Source organism: Streptomyces polyasparticus (genome assembly GCF_014493765.1).
GTDB classification, from domain to species: domain Bacteria; phylum Actinomycetota; class Actinomycetes; order Streptomycetales; family Streptomycetaceae; genus Streptomyces; species Streptomyces polyasparticus.
This window is the reverse complement of record NZ_JACTVJ010000011.1, coordinates 258,597-275,099: the sequence shown is the minus strand read 5'-3', so window position 1 is coordinate 275,099 and position 16,503 is coordinate 258,597. Positions and strand designations below refer to the sequence as shown.

The window sequence follows — 16,503 nt, the reverse complement described above, 5'->3', positions numbered from 1 at the left end:
GAAACACCGCGCCCCCGTCGCCGGAAATCCGGCGACGGGGGCGCGTCATTTCATCCAGGCGAGCTCAGGACTCGCCGCATACAGGGCGAGCTCAGGACTCGCCCTCCTCCTCGTCCGAAGGCGCATCGGTCGGCGTGGTGGCCGCACCGTCCGCCTCGAGCAGCCGCTTCAGCTGCCGCCCGACGATCCGCTTGAACTTCCGCTGCTGCGGCCGCGTACGGTCCAGAACCGCCACCTCGAGGCGCTCCGCGGGGATCTCCCGCTCGCTCCCGTTGGCCTCGCGCGACAGCGCCTGCACCGCCAGCTTCAACGCCTCCGCCAGGGACATCCCGTCCTGATGACGCTGATCGAGGAAGCTGCTGATCTGCTCCGCATTGCCGCCGACCGCGACCGAGCCGTGCTCGTCCACGATCGAACCGTCATGCGGCAGCCGGTAGATCTGGTCACCGGCGGGCTCATGCCCCACCTCGGCGACGACCAGCTCCACCTCGTACGGCTTCTCCGCCGCGCTCGAGAAAATCGTGCCCAGCGTCTGGGCATAGACATTCGCAAGGCCGCGCGCCGTCACATCGTCACGGTCATACGTATAGCCGCGCAGATCCGCGTAACGGACGCCGCCAATACGCAAGTTCTCGTATTCGTTGTACTTACCGGCCGCGGCAAAACCGATCCGGTCATAGATCTCGCTGAACTTGTGCAGCGCTCGGGACGGATTCTCTCCGACGAACACAATCCCGTCGGCGTACTGCATCACCACAAGGCTGCGTCCACGTGCGATGCCCTTACGGGCGTACTCCGCCCGGTCGGCCATGGCCTGCTGAGGTGAGACATAGAACGGCGTCGACACCGGCTATCCGTCCCTTTCTGTCAGTGACAAGTGCATTCCGGTCCGCCCGCTCTCAGAGCAGCGCGGCCCGCGGGCCGTCAGGTCGCTCGAGACGGTGCTCGACGACCGAGCGGGCGAGCGCCGAGGACTCCTCCTCGGACAGCCTCCGGAAGCCCTCTTCGGTGATAACGGTGACGATCGGGAAGATCCGGCGGGCCACATCCGGACCACCCGTCGCCGAGTCGTCGTCCGCGGCGTCGTACAGCGCCTGGACGACCAGCGTCGTGGCATCGTGCTCGGTCAGCTCGTTGTGGAACAGCTTCTTCAGTGCGCCGCGGGCGAAGATGGAACCGGAGCCCGTCGCCGCGAAGCCCTGCTCCTCGGTACGGCCGCCGGTCACGTCGTAACTGAAGATCCGGCCGCGCTCGCGGTCCAGGTCGTACCCGGCGAACAGCGGCACGACCGCGAGGCCCTGCATCGCCATGCCGAGGTTCGAACGGATCATCGTGGAAAGGCGGTTGGCCTTGCCCTCGAGGGACAGCTGCGCGCCCTCGACCTTCTCGAAGTGCTCGAGCTCCAGCTGGAACAGCTTGACCATCTCGACGGCCAGACCCGCGGTGCCGGCGATGCCCACCGCCGAGTACTCGTCGGCGGGGAAGACCTTCTCCATGTCGCGCGACGCGATCATGTTGCCCATCGTGGCCCGCCGGTCGCCGGCGAGCACCACGCCGCCGGGGAACGTGACGGCCACGATCGTCGTGCCGTGCGGCGCCTCGAACGCACCCTTCACGGCCGGAAGCTGACGGTTCCCGGGCAGCATGTCCGGCTGGTGCTCTCCGAGAAAGTCCACGAAGGACGAGGACCCAGGCGTCAGGAAGGCAGCTGGTAGACGCCCGGTGCTACGAGGATTGGCTTCCACGAGATTCCTCCCAGTTATGCGATGGCCCGACCGAGAGCGTCGGGATCATCCCCCAACTTGCCGATGGCCGAATTGCAGTTGAAGCAGAGTATGCCTCGGACCCTACCCGCCTCACGGCGATGATCCACATGCTTGGCGGGTTGCTGTGCGAAGTTCCCCGAGGGGTGAAGCAGGCACGCGGCCGAGTCCGCCTCGCCGCGCGCCTGCTTCCCTTCCAAGCCTCCTGGCCCGACCACACCACCTTCGATCCGAAGGCAGATCGGTCTACTGGCCGCCCTTTTGCACGAAGGACCGCACGAAGTCCTCGGCATTCTCCTCAAGTACGTCGTCAATCTCGTCGAGAACCGAGTCGACGTCCTCGCTCAGCTTCTCCTGGCGTTCCGCCAGGTCCTCGGAGCCCTGTGCATCCTGCACCTGCTCCTCGGTCTCCTCGGTAGAACGCGTGGCCTTCTGCTGTCCGCCGCCGGTGTCCTTGGTCGCCATGTCCCTCACCCCGCTCGGTGTCGACGTTCGCCGTTCTTGATCAGACCCTACGCCGAGGGTCCGACATCGGCCCCGCAGTTACATCAACGTGCGGGACCTACCCCAGTGATTCCCTCCGGACGCGTATTCAGCCGCCGGAAAGGACACGCACCAGGTCTTCTGCCGTCCTGCACCTGTCCAGGAGCTCTTTGACGTGATTACGCGTTCCGCGTAGCGGTTCCAGGGTTGGGACCCGCTGCAGGGAATCGCGGCCCGGCAGATCGAAAATGACGGAATCCCAGGAGGCCGCGGCGACGTCGTCGGCGTACTGCTCCAGGCAGCGGCCGCGGAAGTAGGCGCGGGTGTCCTCCGGGGGCTTGGTCTCGGCGCGCTCGACCTCGGTCTCGTCCAGGAGCCGCTTCATCTTGCCGCGGGCCGCGAGCCGGTTGTAGAGGCCCTTGTCGGGCCGTACGTCGGCGTACTGGAGGTCGACGAGGTGCAGGCGCGCGGCGTCCCAGTCGAGGTTGTCGCGGCGCCGGTAGCCCTCCATGAGTTCCCGCTTGGCGATCCAGTCGAGCTCGCCGGACAGGCTCATGGGGTCGTTCTCGAGCCGGTTGAGAGTGTCCTCCCAGCGGCCGAGCACGTCCTTGGTCTGGTCGTCCGCGTCGGCGCCGAAGCGCTCCTCGACGTACTTGCGGGCGAGTTCGTAGTACTCCATCTGCAGCTGTACGGCGGTGAGTGTGCGTCCGCTGCGCAGCGTGACCAGGCGCTTGAGCGTGGGGTCGTGGGAGACCTGGTGGAGGGTCCGTACGGGCTGGTCGACCGCGAGGTCCACGGCGATGAAGTTGTCCTCGATCATCGACAGGACGAGGGCGGTGGTGCCCAGCTTCAGGTAGGTGGAGATCTCCGAGAGGTTTGCGTCGCCGATGATGACGTGCAGCCGGCGGTACTTCTCGGCGTCGGAGTGCGGTTCGTCGCGGGTGTTGATGATGGGGCGCTTGAGCGTGGTCTCGAGGCCGACCTCGACCTCGAAGTAGTCGGCGCGCTGGCTGATCTGGAAGCCGTGTTCGTGGCCGTCCTGGCCGATGCCGACGCGTCCCGCGCCGGTGACGACCTGGCGGGAGACGAAGAAGGGCGTGAGGTGGCGCACGATGTCCGAGAAGGGGGTCTCCCGCTTCATCAGATAGTTCTCGTGCGTGCCGTACGAGGCGCCCTTGTTGTCGGTGTTGTTCTTGTAGAGGTGGATGGGCTGGGCACCGGGCAGGTTCGCCGCGCGCTCGGCGGCCTCCGCCATGATGCGCTCGCCGGCCTTGTCCCACAGGACGGCGTCGCGCGGGTTGGTGACTTCGGGCGAGCTGTACTCGGGGTGTGCGTGATCCACGTACAGGCGTGCGCCGTTGGTGAGGATGACGTTGGCCAGACCGATGTCCTCGTCGGTGAGCTGGCTCGAGTCGGCGGCCTCGCGGGCGAGGTCGAAGCCTCGCGCGTCGCGCAGCGGGTTCTCCTCCTCGAAGTCCCAGCGGGCGCGCCGCGCCCGGTGCATCGCCGCCGCGTAGGCGTTGACGATCTGGGACGAGGTGAGCATGGCATTGGCGTTGGGGTGTCCGGGCACGGAGATCCCGTACTCGGTCTCGATGCCCATTACTCGCCGTACGGTCATGCGGCCCTCCTTGCCCGGCGGCGCTCCGGTGTGGACGCGACGCTCAAGTACCGCTGGTTCTCCGGGTCGTGTGCGGTGCCCGTCCCCGCACTGCGCGACTCGGCGGTACGGAAGAGCCTAGAACGGCTTTGCGCTGGTGGGGAGATCAATTGCGTCATTGCCTGTGCTCTGCTGGTGGCCGGGCACCGTCCTGAAAAAACAGTCGGCTGCGGGTACCCCGTGATGGGCACCCGCAGCCGCCCTGCCATTTACAGGTACTGACCGGTGTTGGCCACCGTGTCGATGGAACGGCCGGTGTCCGCGCCCTGCTTTCCGGTGACGAGCGTGCGGATGTAGACGATCCGCTCGCCCTTCTTGCCGGAGATACGGGCCCAGTCGTCCGGGTTGGTGGTGTTGGGCAGGTCCTCGTTCTCCTTGAACTCGTCCACGCAGGCCTGGAGGAGGTGGGAGACGCGAAGGCCCTTCTGGTTCTTGTCGAGGAAGTCCTTGATGGCCATCTTCTTGGCGCGGCCGACGATGTTCTCGATCATGGCGCCGGAGTTGAAGTCCTTGAAGTAGAGGACTTCCTTGTCGCCGTTGGCGTACGTGACTTCGAGGAAGCGGTTCTCCTCGGATTCGGCGTACATGTGCTCCACGGCGGTCTGGATCATCCGGCCGACCGTGGACCCCTTGTCGCCGCCGTGCTCGCCGAGGTCGTCGGCGTGCAGCGGGAGGCGCTCGGTGAGGTACTTGGCGAAGATGTCCTTGGCCGCTTCGGCGTCCGGACGCTCGATCTTGATCTTCACGTCGAGCCGGCCGGGGCGCAGGATGGCGGGGTCGATCATGTCCTCGCGGTTGGAGGCGCCGATCACGACCACGTTCTCCAGGCCCTCGACACCGTCGATCTCGGCGAGCAGCTGGGGGACGATGGTGTTCTCCACGTCCGAGCTGACCCCGGAGCCTCGGGTGCGGAACAGGGACTCCATCTCGTCGAAGAAGACGATGACGGGAGTGCCTTCGCTGGCCTTCTCACGCGCACGCTGGAAGACGAGGCGGATCTGCCGCTCGGTCTCGCCGACGTACTTGTTGAGGAGTTCGGGACCCTTGATGTTGAGGAAGAACGACTTGCCCTGGGCCTGTCCGGTGACCTCGGCGACCTTCTTGGCAAGGGAGTTGGCGACTGCCTTGGCGATGAGGGTCTTTCCGCAGCCGGGCGGGCCGTAGAGCAGGACACCCTTGGGCGGGCGCAGTTCGTGCTCGCGGAACAGGTCCGGGTAGAGGTACGGGAGCTCGACCGCGTCGCGGATCATCTCGATCTGGTTGCCCAGACCGCCGATCTGCTCGTAGCCGATGTCCGGGACCTCTTCGAGGACGAGCTCTTCGACCTCGCTCTTGGGGACGACCTCGTAGACGTACCCCGAGCGCGGTTCGAGCAGCAGGGCGTCGCCGGGCCTGATCACCACGTCGAGCAGGGGCTCGGCGAGGCGGACCACGCGCTCTTCGTCGGTGTGGCCCTGCACGAGGGCCCGTTCGCCGTCCTCGAGGATCTCCTTGAGGGTGACGATGTCGCCGACGCTCTCGAACTCCATGGCCTCGACCACGTTGAGCGCTTCGTTGAGCATCAGCTCCTGACCACGCCGCAGGTCGTCGAGGTCGACGCTGGGGCTGACATTCACGCGCAGCTTGCGGCCGCCGGTGAAGATATCCGCGGTGCCGTCCTCATTGGCGCTGAGGAAGACACCGAAGCCGGCCGGCGGCTGTGCGAGCCGGTCGACTTCTTCCTTGAGGGCCACGATCTGGTCGCGGGCCTCGCGGAGCGTGTTGGCGAGTCGTTCGTTCTGCGCGGAGACTCCGGCCAGGCTGGTCTGCAGCTCGACGATCCGCTCTTCGAGAATCCTCGTATGACGCGGAGAGTCGGCGAGCTTGCGTCGCAGGACGGCGATCTCCTGCTCGAGATAGGCAATCTGGCCGGCCGGGTCATCGGACCCTCGAGCCGGGCGGATGCCGCGGTTCATGTCGTCGTCGTGGGCTGCCACGGTCCTCACCTCCTCCGGGGGGAGCTGGACGCTTCCTGACCCTACCTGGGCAGGTACTGATTGAAACCCCTAGATCACAAAGACGTCCGGGGTGTGTCTGATCTTCACCCTTGCGTTCTCCCTCACGCCAGGTAAATACCCACGGAACAACATCGAAAAGCGAGCGGTTGTATCGTCGAAACGTTCAACACCCGTCAGGCCTGGCCTGACTTGCACTGTGTTGGGCCGCTCGACAGGAGAAATGGCAGGAGACATGACCGTGACGCACGAGGCCCCCTCCACCGACGGCGGAGAGGAGCTCGAGGTCTGGATCGACCAGGACCTCTGCACCGGCGACGGCATCTGCGCGCAGTACGCGCCCGAGGTCTTCGAGCTCGACATCGACGGGCTGGCGTATGTGAAGGATGCGGACGACGAGCTGCTGCAGCAGCCGGGGGCGACAACGCGGGTGCCGCTGCCGCTGATCCGCGATGTCGCGGACTCGGCCAAGGAGTGTCCGGGCGACTGCATCCATGTACGCCGCATTTCGGACAAGGTCGAAGTGTTCGGCCCGGACGCGGAGTAGCCGAAAGGCTTCTGAGCGTGACGAAAGGGCCCGTACCTGCCGGTGACCGGCGGGTGCGGGCCCTTGTTTTCGGCCGTTTCGCGGAGTGCTCGCGTTATGTGCGGGTTTGTCCGGGGTCAAGCCGTGCGCGTACGGGCGTCAGACGCCGACCGCGGCGCTCTGCTCGGACCGTACGAACGTGCCGTCCTGCCACTGCCACTTGGCCTTCTCGGTTTGGTCCGGGCAGCAGCGGGGCACGGCCGAGGACGAGTAGCCGAGCAGGGTGGCGGTGATCACGCCGTTGGTGACGGCGAAGTCGGTGACGCTCAGCCGGTCCTTCGGGTCGACCAGGGTGGCCACGACGCGGGGCTTGCCCGCGGCGGGCCTGGTGATGACGTAGACGCCGCTGGGCGGGGTGCCCGAGCCGGCCACGCAGCGGGCCACGGCGACCGTCTCGGGTCTGCCGTCGCCGTCGAGGTCCCCCGAGGCGTGCTTGAGGATCTGCGGGCGCTCTCCCGGGCAGTTCATCGGGATCGTCGCCGTAGTGGGGTCGGGGGCCGCCTGAGCCGTGACCGGAGGCGGTCCGGGCTGCGCCGCGGTCGCGTCGTCGGGCTGGATGAACGAGGAGCCCGCGACGACGGCCGCGAGCGCCGCGGCGGTCGCGAGCCAGTGCATCGGGCTGGTGCGCGTGTGGGCGAGCTCCGGAACGGCGGAGTGCTGCTGCACGAGGAAGTGTCTCCTGTGAGGGCTGTGCCGGTGGGGGTGCCCGGAATGGTGTCACACCTCACAGGGGTACGGAACGGCGGGGTGCGGACCCGTCACGTAAAGGCTCGGTCAACTACGCGCGAGGCGGCGCCGGCGTCGACGCGCGGCGCAGTCGGTGTCAATACGACGGCGCCGCCGCCGAGTTCCCGTACGGATACGGGAACTCGGCGGCGGCGCCGGTGCGTTGAGACCTCGTACGGGTCAGCGGCCGCGGGAGCCGCCGTCCGCGTTCGGACCGTCGTAGTCCTCGCCGTAGGCGCCCTTGGCGGGGCGGCGGCGGCGCATGGGCGGCTCCACGCCGTCCGCGAGGCGGCGGGCGGTGAGCAGAAAGCCGGTGTGGCCGATCATCCGGTGGTCGGGGCGGACCGCGAGGCCCTCCACGTGCCAGTTGCGGATCATCGACTCCCACGAGGTCGGCTCGTTGAAGCAGCCGATCTCGCGGATGGACTCCACGGTGCGGGCGAGCTGCGTGGTGGTGGCCACGTAGCAGCACAGGATGCCGCCGGGGACGAGCGCCTTCTTGACGACGTCCAGGCACTCCCAGGGAGCGAGCATGTCGAGGATGACGCGGTCGACGTCCGTGTCGGACAGGTTGTCCTGGAGATCGCCGACGGTGAGCTGCCAGGCGGGGTGTTCACCGCCGAAGTAGCGCTCGACGTTCGCCTTCGCGATCTCGGCGAAGTCCTCGCGGCGCTCGTAGCTGTGCAGCATGCCCTGGTCGCCGATGGCCCTCAGGAGGAAGCTGCTGAGCGAGCCCGAGCCGACACCGGCCTCCACGACGCGTGCGCCGGGGAAGATGTCGGCGAAGGCGAGGATCTGGCCCGCGTCCTTCGGGTAGACCACGGCGGCGCCGCGGGGCATGGACAGGACATAGTCGGGGAGCAGGGGGCGCAGCGCGAGATAGGCGACGTTGCCAGTGGTGCGGACAACGCTGCCCTCGGGAGCGCCGATCAGCTCGTCGTGCGGGAAGGAACCCTTGTGGGTGTGGAAGTTCTTTCCCTCTTCGAGCGTGAACGTGTAGTGGCGGCCCTTGGGGTCGGTCAGCTGTACCTGGTCCCCGACCTTGAAGGGCCCGCGTCGGCGGGCGGCACCGGTCGGTTCGGACATGTGAACAGCCTACCGGCCGTGGGGAGGCCCGCTCACCACGGCCGATGTGCGTCCGGCGGTCAGCCGGAGCGGTCCATCGCCTTGACGAAGGCGCGCTCCACGTCCGAGGTGGACAGGACTCCGTAGATCTCGCCGGTGTCCTCGACGACCAGGTACTCGGTGGCGGGGGTGGCGCGCAGGGTGTCGAGGAGCTCCTCGCCGGACAGTTCCGCCGAGACCTTCATGCCCTCGGTGAGGTCCTGGGCGAGGCCGCTGACGGCGACCCAGGGACGGCGGTGCTCGGGGACGCCGACGATGGCGGCCTCCCGTACGACCGCGACGGGATCGCCGTGGCCGTTCACGACGACCAGCGCACGGGCGCCGGCGTCGTTGGCGCGGCGCAGGGCCTCGGAGAGCGGGGTTGCGGACTCGACGGGGACGGCGCGGCGGGTGAGCGTGCGGGCGCGCAGCTCGGGCAGGCGCTCGCGCAGCCGGGCCATGCGCAGGCTGTTGCCCGCGCCGGTCCAGATGATCGCCGCCAGGATCGCGGCGAGCAGGGCATCGGTGACGGTGTCCATGCCGACGGAGTCGGTGGCCTCGGCGCCGAGTGCGCCGGACTGCGTGAGCAGCGGCAGGCCGATCAGTACGGAGACGGCGAGGGCGCGGCCGACCCAGGCGGCGGCGACCGTGCCGCTCATGGGCTTGCCCGTGATCTTCCAGACGACGGCGCGCAGCATCCGGCCGCCGTCCAGGGGCAGGCCGGGCAGCAGGTTGAACGCGGCCACGATCAGGTTCGAGATCATCAGGCCCGCGATCAGGACGCCGGGGACGGTGCCGGGTTCGACGGCCTGCATCCCGGCGTAGAAGACACCGGCGAGGACCAGCGAGAGCAGCGGTCCGACGAAGGCGAGCACGAACTCGCGGCCCGGGGTCTCGGACTCCTTCTCGATCTCCGAGACGCCGCCGAAGAACTGCAGCTGGATCTTGCGCACCGGGAGCTTGTAGCGCAGGGCCGCCACGGTGTGGGCGAGCTCGTGGACGAGGACCGAGGCGTAGAACGCCACGGCGAAGAAGAGGGCGACGAGATAGCGGGCGCCGCCGAGCTCCGGCAGGACGCGGTCGAGCTGGCCGCCGAAGACCCAGGTGATCAGGGCGGCGACGAGGAACCAGCTGGGCGCGACATAGATCGGTACGCCGAAGATGCGGCCCATGAGGAGGCCGCCGCCCGGTGCCTTCTTCTCCTGCTTCTCCTGAGCGGTGCCGCTCCCCTTGACGTCGTCGCTCCCGGCGTCGCCTTTGTCGCTGCTTGCGGCCGCCCGTACGGGCGCGGGCGCCTGCTCGGGGCCGGCGGCGCCGGAGGTTCCGGGGCGCTCGGTCCGCGCCTTGGGCTGCGGGGAGTCCGTGGGCTTCGCGGTGTCCGTGGGCTTCGCGGTGTCCGTGGGCCTCGCGGTGTCCGTGGGCCTCGGGGAATCCGCGGGCTTCGTGGAGTCCGTGCGTTCCGGGTCGGCGGGCGTCACCGCGGCATCCTGTTCGGACGGGGGACCGCTGTCCCCGCCGCCGGTCCGCGGCAGTCCGCTCGCGCCGCTCTCGTCCACTGTGCGCCCCTTCAGTCCCCGTCGTGCCCGTGGTGCCCGTCGTCCAGCGTTCGTGCGAGGCCGTCCATGCCGCCGTCCCACGTACGCGCCGCCTGCCCGACAGCCGTGTGCCGGCGGGGCGTTGCGCGTGCGTCACTCTCTCACGATCATGCAGCGCTTACGGTCTGCCGTCGATGGTATGCGTCCGTTGTCAGTCACGGGCCGTAGGGTCTTGTCCATGGACAACAGCACCGAGGCCGGCGAGCCCGCAGCGACCGTCGCCGGTCCCGCCGGCGGGGTGACGGCCACACCTCCCGTGTCGCTCTCGCCTTCGCGGGCAAGCGACTTCATGCAGTGCCCGCTGCTCTATCGCTTCCGGGTGATCGACAAACTGCCGGAGAAGCCGAGCCCGGCCGCCACCCGCGGCACGCTGGTGCACGCGGTCCTCGAGCGGCTCTTCGACGCGCCGGCCGCCGAGCGCACCGCGCCGCGTGCCAAGTCGCTGATCCCCGGCCAGTGGGACCGGCTCAAGGAGTCAAAGCCGGAGCTGGCTGAGCTGTTCGAGGACAGCGACGAGCGGACCGCGGGCGATCAGCTCGCGCAGTGGCTCACCGAGGCGGAGGCCCTGGTCGAGCGCTGGTTCACGCTGGAGGACCCCACGCGGCTCGAGCCGGCCGAGCGGGAGCTGTTCGTCGAGGCCAGCCTGGACTCGGGGCTCAAGCTGCGCGGCATCATCGACCGGGTGGACGTGGCGCCCACCGGGGAGGTGCGGATCGTCGACTACAAGACGGGCAAGGCGCCGCGGGCTGAGTACGCGGACGGCGCGCTGTTCCAGATGAAGTTCTACGCGCTCGTGGTGTGGCGTCTGAAGGGCGTCATCCCGCGCCGTCTGCAGCTGGTCTATCTCGGCAGCGGCGACGTCCTGACGTACGACCCGGTGATGGCCGACCTGGAGCGGGTGGAGCGCAAACTGCACGCGCTGTGGGAGGCGATCCGGGAGGCCACGGAGAGCGGCGACTGGCGGCCGCGGCCCAGCAAGCTCTGCGGCTGGTGCGACCACCAGGCGGTGTGTCCGGAATTCGGCGGCACTCCCCCGCCGTATCCGCTGCAGATCAGGCCGCCGCGTCCGGCAGGGGACGCTCAGGGCACAATGGGGCCGGTCTAGTCCTCGTCGCGAGGGCTTGGACCGCGCCGAGCGAAGGAGATATGCCGTGGCGATCCGCGTCCTGCTGGTCGACGACCAGCCGCTGCTGCGCACCGGGTTCCGGATGATTCTGGAAGCCGAGCAGGATCTCGCGGTGGTCGGGGAGGCCGGGGACGGTCTGCAGGCACTCGACCAGGTGCGTGCGCTGCAGCCGGATGTCGTGCTCATGGACATCCGGATGCCCCGGATGGACGGCGTCGAGGCCACCCGGCAGATCACCGGACCCGAGCGGGACGGCCCGGCCAAGGTGCTCGTGCTCACCACGTTCGATCTGGACGAGTACGTGGTGGAGGCCCTCAAGGCGGGTGCGAGCGGCTTTCTGCTCAAGGACGCGCCCGCCCATGAGCTGGTCCAGGCGATCCGTGTGGTCGCGGCCGGCGAGGCGATGCTCGCGCCGAGCATCACGCGCCGGCTGCTCGACAAGTACGCCGATCATCTGCCGTCCGGCGAGGAGCCCGTGCCTGACACCCTGAACACCCTGACCGAGCGCGAGGTCGAGGTGCTCAAGCTGGTGGCACGCGGTCTGTCCAACGCGGAGATCGCCGCCGACCTGTTCGTCAGCGAAACCACCGTGAAGACCCATGTCGGCCATGTGCTGACCAAGCTGGGGCTCAGGGACCGCGTACAGGCCGCGGTCTACGCGTACGAGAGCGGTCTCGTACGGCCTGGTGCCCAGTAGGAGCCGCACCCGGCGCACCGCGGTCGCACCGCGGTCACTTCCGCAGCACAGCAAAGGAGGGCCGCCCCGGTCGGGGCGGCCCTCCTTTGCTCGGTCCGGGGGTTGTCAGCCCTTGTGGAGCTCCCAGAAGCGGAAGACCGTCGAGGCGTCGAGGCACCACTCCACGCCGGAGATCTCCTCGCCGACGACCGCGTACTGCTTGCCCTGCCACAGCGGGATGATCGGGATCTCCTCGGCGACGATGTCCTGCAGCCGGTGGAACTGGTCCTGGGTCTCCGTGCGGTCGGTCTGCGCGGCGGTGCCCGGGATGATCTCGCCGGTGATCGTCTCGTTGGTGTAGTCGTTCATCAGGACGTTGCCCTTGCCGAAGAACGGCTGGGTGAAGTTCTCCGGGTCCGGGTAGTCCGGGACCCAGCCCTTCACGTAGAAGCCGTACTTGCCGGCCTCGACGTCCTTCTCGTACTGCTCGAACTCCACCGACTTCACCGTGGCCTGGAACAGGCCGCTGTCGTTGAGCTGCTTGGCGATCGCCTCGAACTCCTCGACGGTGGCCGGGCCGTAGCGCGAGGGCGTGGCCCACAGCGTGAGCTCGACCTTGTCGGTGATGCCCTCGGCGCGCAGCGCCTGCTCGGCCTTGTCGGGCTGCGGGGTGCCGCCGTAGGTGTCGAAGAAGGCCGTGTTGTGGCCTTCGATACCGGCCGGGACGATCGAGTACAGCGGCGAGGCGGTCTGGTCGTGCACCTCGGAGACCAGCTTCTGGCGGTCGATGAGGTAGGCGAGGGCCTTGCGCACACCGAGCTTGCCGACGACCGGGTCGTTCATGTTGAGGACGATGTGCTGCACCTCGGCGCTGCTGCCCTCGATGACCTCGGCCCTCTGCTCGGACGAGGTGCTGTTGTTCAGGTCGGCGATGTCACCGGCCGACAGGCCTCGGTAGGCGATGTCGATGTCGCCCGCGAGCATCGCCTGCTTCAGCTTCTTGCGGTCGTTGTGGAAGAAGCGCAGGGTCACACCGGAGTTCTGGGTCTCGGCATTGCCCTTGTAGGAGCCGTTCACCTTGAACGCCGCCTCGTTCTTGCCGAACGCGTCGAGTGTGTACGGACCCGAGCCGACCGCCTTGCCGTCCTTGCGGAGCTTGTCGGCGGGGTACTCGCGGTGGTCGACGATCGAGCCGGCACCGGAGGCGATCTTGCTGGGGAAGGTCGCGTCGGGCGTCTTGAGGTGGAAGACCACCGTCCGGGCGTCCGGAGTCGTGATCTTGTCGAGCGAGCTGAACATGACGGCGGGGCCGTCGGGGTCGTCGATCTTCACGGTCCTGTCGAAGGAGTACTTGACGTCCTTCGAGGTCAGGTCGTTGCCGTTGCTGAACTTCAGACCGTCACGCAGCTTGCAGGTGAGCTCCTTGGTCGCGGAGTCCGTGAACGTGCAGGACTCGGCGGCCTCGGGCTCCGGGTCCGTACCCCCCTTGGGGAACGACAGGAGCGACTGGAAGACGTTGTTGAAGAGCAGCCAGGAGCCCGGGTCGTAACCGGACGCCGGGTCGGTGGCCAGCACGTCGTCGGACATGCCGACCACGATCTCGCCGTCCTCGCCGCCGCCGGCGCCTTGCTCCGTACCGCAGCCGCTCAGCAGGCCCGCGGCGAGTCCGGCCGCGAGGATCGGCGCAGGCCAGGACTTACGTATGTTCACTGGTTCCCCGGGGGTGAGTCGTGCGGGGCACGCCCCTGGTGGGGCGTGCCCGTGTGGTCAGCAATCGGCCGGGCGGGTACGGGCGTTATTCGCCGATACCGCGCCCGAGCTCCCAGAGCTGCATGTTGGAGGAGGAGTTGAGCACCCACTCCACGCCGGTGATGTCGTCGCGGGCGGCGACGTAGGTCTTGCCCTGCCACAGCGGGAGCACCGGGACGTCCTCGGCGATGATGTCCTGGATGCGCTTGAGCGAGTCGGCGGCGGCGGGCCGGTCCGCTTCCTGGCGGGACTGCGGGATCAGCGAATCGATGATCTGGCGGTTCCGGTACGGCGAGTTGAGGATGTTCTCCTCGTCGACGAACGGCGCGAGGAAGTTGTCCGCGTCCGGGAAGTCAGGGAACCAGCCCATGCCGTAGACGGCGTACTCGCCCTTGAGCTCGGCCGGACGGAAGTCCTTCCACGGCTTGCCCTCGATGGTCACGTCGAACAGACCACTCTCGTTGAGCTGGTCGCGCAGGACCTCGAACTCCTGCTTGGTGACCTCACCGTAGTGGTCGGTCGTGTAGTTCAGCGTCAGCGGGACGGGGGTCTTGACGCCCGCCTTGCTGAGGTACTGCGCGGCCTTCGCCTTGCTCGGCTCGCTGTACTTGTTGAAGAAGGAGTTGGTGTGCCCGGTGATACTCGTCGGCACCAGCGAGAACAGCTCCTCGGCGGCCGTGCCGTACACCTCGGCGACCAGGTCGGTGCGGTTCACGACCTGGGCCATGGCCTGGCGGACGGCCTTGTCCTTGACGGCCGGGGCGTCGGTGTCGAAGCCGAGGTAGCGGATCTCGAGACCGGGCATCTCCACGAGCTCGATGCCCTCGTCGTCGCCTGCCGTGAAGTCCTTGATCTGCGCGGGCTCGATCGTGCGGCCCATCACGTCGATGTCACCGCTCTTGAGCGCGGTGCTCATCTGCGAGGCCTTCTCGAAGGTCCGGATCTCCAGCTTGTCGCTGTTGACCTTCAGCGTGCCCTTGTAGTTCGGGTTCTTGGTGAAGACCGCCTTGACGACCTGCTCGGCGCCGTCGACCTTCTTCGTCTCGGTCTCGAGGGTGTACGGGCCCGAGCCGTCGAGCTGGAAGCCGTCGCGGAGCTTCTTCGGGTCGTACGCCTCGGAGTCGACGATGCCCGCGGCGGGCGTGGCGAGCTTGTGCGGGAACGTGGCGTCGGAGCCCTTGAGGTGGAAGACCACCTTGGTGTCGCTGACCGCCTCGACGGTGTCGATGCCCGCGAGCAGCGAGGAGACACCGCTGTTCTCCTCGGCCGGGAGGCTCTTGCCGATGTCGAGGGTGCGCTGGATGGAGAACTTGACATCCTTGGAGGTCAATTCGTCCCCGTTGGCGAACTTCAGACCGCTGCGCAGCGTGCACTCGTAGCGCTTGTTGATGTTGTCGCTGAACCGGCAGCTCTCGGCGGCCTCGGGTACGGGCTCGCCACCGCCGCGCGGGGCCATCATCAGCGTCTGCACGGTCTGGCGCAGGATGTTCCAGGAACCTGCGTCGTACGCGTACGCCGGGTCGAACGGCGCGGGCGCGTTGGAGGTGGCCGCGAACGCGTCAGTGGTGCCGATCACGATCACTTCGTCGCCGTCGCCGCCGCCGTCGGTGCCGCCGCAGGCGGCGAGGACAGGGGCGAGCAGGCCGATGGCGACCGGCAACACCAGTGTCTTGCGGTTCATGCGCGAAGTACTCCAACGATCGATCCCCGCACGCCCGCGCCGAGGGGTGGGTGCGCAGGGCATGAAGGTAATGACGGTGTTCTCAGTGGTCCCGAATGGGTTCCCGCGAAGACATTAGTGCGCGGGGTCAGGTCGGTTGCAGTGACCCGGAGTTGGGCGTAATCACACAGCGGGAGCGGATGCGGACAGACCGAATTCCGAGGTACGGAAGGTATCGTGCACCCGGCCATCAATCGGGACACAACGCCATCCCACAACCGCCGAGAACGGGGGTCGCAGCACAGGTGCGACCCCCTGTCGACGGGCCTGCACGTGACAAACATCACGCGGCCAACTCGATTGCCGAAGAGGGGAATTAGTCGTTCCCGGGTCACGGAAAATACACGCGCCAATGCGCTGCGTTTCTCCCGCATTCGGCGCTGCACGCTCGGTGAACGAGGGGTGCATTCCCGTAATCGGGGGTACCGGGTTTTCGGCCGGTGGCCGGTAACCGCCAATCGATCAGGGGCGGATCAATGCCCGCGGCATCAGGGGCGGATCAATGCCCGCGAGATCAGTGGCGGACCAATGCCCGCAGGAACGGAAGGTCGACTTCTTCCAGCGAGGAGACGACCGTACGGCCGGGACTCGGCGCGATCGGCGCCACCGAAGGGACCGCCACTACCCGGCAGCCGGCCGCCTCCGCCGCGGCGACACCCGTGGCGGTGTCCTCGACCACGGCGCAGCGCGCGGGGTCGGCGCCCAGGCGTGCGGCCGCGTGCAGGTAAGGGTCGGGGTGCGGCTTGGTGCGCTGCACCTCGTCACCGGCCACGGTGAGGTCGAAGTGGTGCGCGCCGAGCGATTCGAGGACGCGGTCGATGATGCGGCGGTGCGAGGCGGACACGAGGGCCGTGGGCACCTCGTGCGCGGAGAGCTCGGTGAGCAGGCGGGAGGCGCCGGGCATCAGCGGCAGAGCGCGGCTGATGCGGTCCTCGAACGTGTCGTTGAGCAGCGTCGTCAGCTCGGGCAGGGTGATGTCGGCGCCGGTGGCCTCGATGAGGAAGCCGGCGCTGCGGCTCATGGGCCCGCCCACGACGACGTCGCGCCAGGACTCGTCGAGCGCATGCCCCAGCTGGGCGAACGCCTGGACCTCGGCGTCCCACCAGAAGCCCTCGGTGTCCACGAGAGTGCCATCCATGTCGAGCAGCACGGCCTGCAGATTGCTTTGCGCCGTACGAGTACCGACTGCGGGGACCGTGCTGGTCATCCGGCCACACCTCCGTAAGGGACGAGAAGGCCGGTCACCCGAGGGCGACCGGCCTGCACTGGACCGACCAGTGTACGTCTCGTCCGAACGAAGTGCTCGGGAGATATGCGGGGG

14 protein-coding genes and 1 pseudogene are annotated in these 16,503 nt (G+C 68.1%); 3 read left to right on the top strand and 12 right to left on the bottom strand.

The window, feature by feature from the left end; genetic code table 11:
• Positions 1-91: 91 nt before the first annotated feature.
• The 6 genes and pseudogenes from prcA to arc all read right to left on the bottom strand — a co-directional run bounded on the left by prcA (position 92) and on the right by arc (position 5,882).
• Positions 92-847 (bottom strand): proteasome subunit alpha, encoded by a 756-nt coding sequence (gene prcA / locus H9Y04_RS23285; protein WP_187815925.1) that lies wholly within the window; start codon positions 845-847, stop codon positions 92-94.
• Between the two features lie 52 nt (positions 848-899).
• Positions 900-1,745: a proteasome subunit beta gene (gene prcB, locus H9Y04_RS23280; RefSeq protein ID WP_187815924.1), complete on the bottom strand. Its 846-nt coding sequence runs from the start codon at positions 1,743-1,745 to the stop codon at positions 900-902.
• Positions 1,697-2,056 (bottom strand): annotated as a pseudogene (locus H9Y04_RS47540) (endonuclease domain-containing protein). The gene prcB and the pseudogene H9Y04_RS47540 overlap by 49 nt, the downstream one beginning before the upstream one ends.
• Positions 2,010-2,228 (bottom strand): ubiquitin-like protein Pup, encoded by a 219-nt coding sequence (locus H9Y04_RS23270; protein ID WP_093608684.1) that lies wholly within the window; start codon positions 2,226-2,228, stop codon positions 2,010-2,012. The pseudogene H9Y04_RS47540 and the gene H9Y04_RS23270 overlap by 47 nt, the downstream one beginning before the upstream one ends.
• Positions 2,229-2,355: 127 nt before the next feature.
• Entirely contained in the window at positions 2,356-3,867 is a 1,512-nt protein-coding gene (gene dop / locus H9Y04_RS23265) for a depupylase/deamidase Dop (protein ID WP_368858439.1), read from the bottom strand.
• Positions 3,868-4,115: 248 nt separating this feature from the next.
• A complete protein-coding gene (gene arc, locus H9Y04_RS23260; protein ID WP_187815923.1) occupies positions 4,116-5,882 on the bottom strand; it encodes a proteasome ATPase in 1,767 nt (588 codons plus the stop codon).
• Positions 5,883-6,135: 253 nt separating this feature from the next.
• Here arc and H9Y04_RS23255 point away from each other — a divergent pair, with 253 nt between their 5' ends.
• Positions 6,136-6,447 (top strand): ferredoxin, encoded by a 312-nt coding sequence (locus H9Y04_RS23255; RefSeq protein ID WP_187815922.1) that lies wholly within the window; start codon positions 6,136-6,138, stop codon positions 6,445-6,447.
• Positions 6,448-6,585: 138 nt separating this feature from the next.
• Here H9Y04_RS23255 and H9Y04_RS23250 read toward each other — a convergent pair whose 3' ends face one another.
• The 3 genes from H9Y04_RS23250 to H9Y04_RS23240 all read right to left on the bottom strand — a co-directional run bounded on the left by H9Y04_RS23250 (position 6,586) and on the right by H9Y04_RS23240 (position 9,872).
• The gene (locus H9Y04_RS23250) at positions 6,586-7,152 is read right to left on the bottom strand and encodes a hypothetical protein (RefSeq protein WP_308801074.1); all 567 of its coding nucleotides are present in this window, start codon (positions 7,150-7,152) and stop codon (positions 6,586-6,588) included.
• Between the two features lie 240 nt (positions 7,153-7,392).
• Positions 7,393-8,298, bottom strand: a complete 906-nt coding sequence (locus tag H9Y04_RS23245; RefSeq protein WP_187815921.1) for a tRNA (adenine-N1)-methyltransferase — start codon at positions 8,296-8,298, stop codon at positions 7,393-7,395.
• Positions 8,299-8,357: 59 nt separating this feature from the next.
• A complete protein-coding gene (locus H9Y04_RS23240) occupies positions 8,358-9,872 on the bottom strand; it encodes a site-2 protease family protein (RefSeq protein WP_187815920.1) in 1,515 nt (504 codons plus the stop codon).
• Between the two features lie 217 nt (positions 9,873-10,089).
• On the opposite strand from H9Y04_RS23240, the gene H9Y04_RS23235 reads away from it, so the two are divergent.
• Both H9Y04_RS23235 and H9Y04_RS23230 read left to right on the top strand, forming a co-directional pair.
• Entirely contained in the window at positions 10,090-11,016 is a 927-nt protein-coding gene (locus H9Y04_RS23235) for a RecB family exonuclease (RefSeq protein WP_187815919.1), read from the top strand.
• Between the two features lie 46 nt (positions 11,017-11,062).
• Positions 11,063-11,734 carry a response regulator gene (locus H9Y04_RS23230; protein ID WP_165330877.1) on the top strand — a complete coding sequence of 224 codons (672 nt, stop codon included), beginning with the start codon at positions 11,063-11,065 and terminating at the stop codon, positions 11,732-11,734.
• 105 nt (positions 11,735-11,839) lie between these two features.
• On the opposite strand, the gene H9Y04_RS23225 is transcribed toward H9Y04_RS23230, so the two are convergent.
• The 3 genes from H9Y04_RS23225 to H9Y04_RS23215 all read right to left on the bottom strand — a co-directional run bounded on the left by H9Y04_RS23225 (position 11,840) and on the right by H9Y04_RS23215 (position 16,389).
• On the bottom strand, positions 11,840-13,423 hold the full coding sequence (locus H9Y04_RS23225) for an ABC transporter substrate-binding protein (RefSeq protein WP_187815918.1): 1,584 nt from the start codon (positions 13,421-13,423) through the stop codon (positions 11,840-11,842).
• 85 nt (positions 13,424-13,508) lie between these two features.
• Positions 13,509-15,143, bottom strand: coding sequence for an ABC transporter substrate-binding protein (locus H9Y04_RS23220; protein ID WP_187815917.1), 1,635 nt, complete (start codon positions 15,141-15,143; stop codon positions 13,509-13,511).
• Between the two features lie 553 nt (positions 15,144-15,696).
• Positions 15,697-16,389 carry an HAD family hydrolase gene (locus H9Y04_RS23215; protein WP_187815916.1) on the bottom strand — a complete coding sequence of 231 codons (693 nt, stop codon included), beginning with the start codon at positions 16,387-16,389 and terminating at the stop codon, positions 15,697-15,699.
• Positions 16,390-16,503: the final 114 nt, after the last annotated feature.